This window comes from Neisseria sp. P0021.S007 (genome assembly GCF_051956855.1).
In genome coordinates, this window is the sequence record NZ_JBQCXA010000487.1 from 1 (window position 1) to 680 (window position 680).

Below are 680 nucleotides of genomic sequence, written 5' to 3' on the forward strand. Positions count from 1 at the left end.
AGATGTGGATAATAGACAGGCAATATTCCCGATCAAAATTATTATTACGCCAACGAAACTGCCGGCTTCAAATCCGTCAGCGTTACCTATATTACAGGCACGGCAGGCAGCGACAGTATCAAAGGCTCTGACGGCATAGACCATATTGACGGCAAAAGCGGCGACGACAGCATTTATGCCGGCGGCAGCAACGATACCGTATTCGTCAGCGGTGGGACCAACTTCATCAGTGGCGGCGATGGCGACGATATCGTCAGAGGCGGCGACGGCAGAGATACCGTCAATGGAGATTCGGGAAACGATGTAATTTTCGGCAACGGCGGAGACGACCATCTCAATGGCGGTGCGGGCAATGATACATTGTTCGGCGGCGAAAACAACGATGTCTTCTATGGCGAATCGGGCAAAGACGTGCTGTATGGCGGCTCAGGCGACGACTTACTGTTTGGCGGCTTGGACGACGATCTCCTGTATGGCGGCGCAGGAAATGATACCTATGTCTTCTGCTTCGGAGAGGGACACGACACCATTTCCGACAATCACGGCAACAACGCCCTCCAATTCGGACAAGGCATCGCCGTCAAGGATTTGCATATCAATGCAAGCACCGACGCAAACGGGGCAATCGATTGGGAAATCACCATTGCCAACTCAGGCGGCAAAATCACCATCAACAACCA

The 680-nt window shown here is 52.6% G+C and carries 1 protein-coding gene and 1 pseudogene; both read left to right on the top strand.

Going from position 1 to position 680, the window contains the following annotated elements:
• Window positions 1-144: 144 nt before the first annotated feature.
• Window positions 145-261: pseudogene (locus tag ACTHUR_RS14165) on the top strand (calcium-binding protein); the annotation flags it as partial.
• A gap of 99 nt (window positions 262-360) precedes the next feature.
• The coding region (locus ACTHUR_RS14170) for a calcium-binding protein (protein WP_440399191.1) at window positions 361-680 on the top strand (320 nt) is incomplete at its 3' end.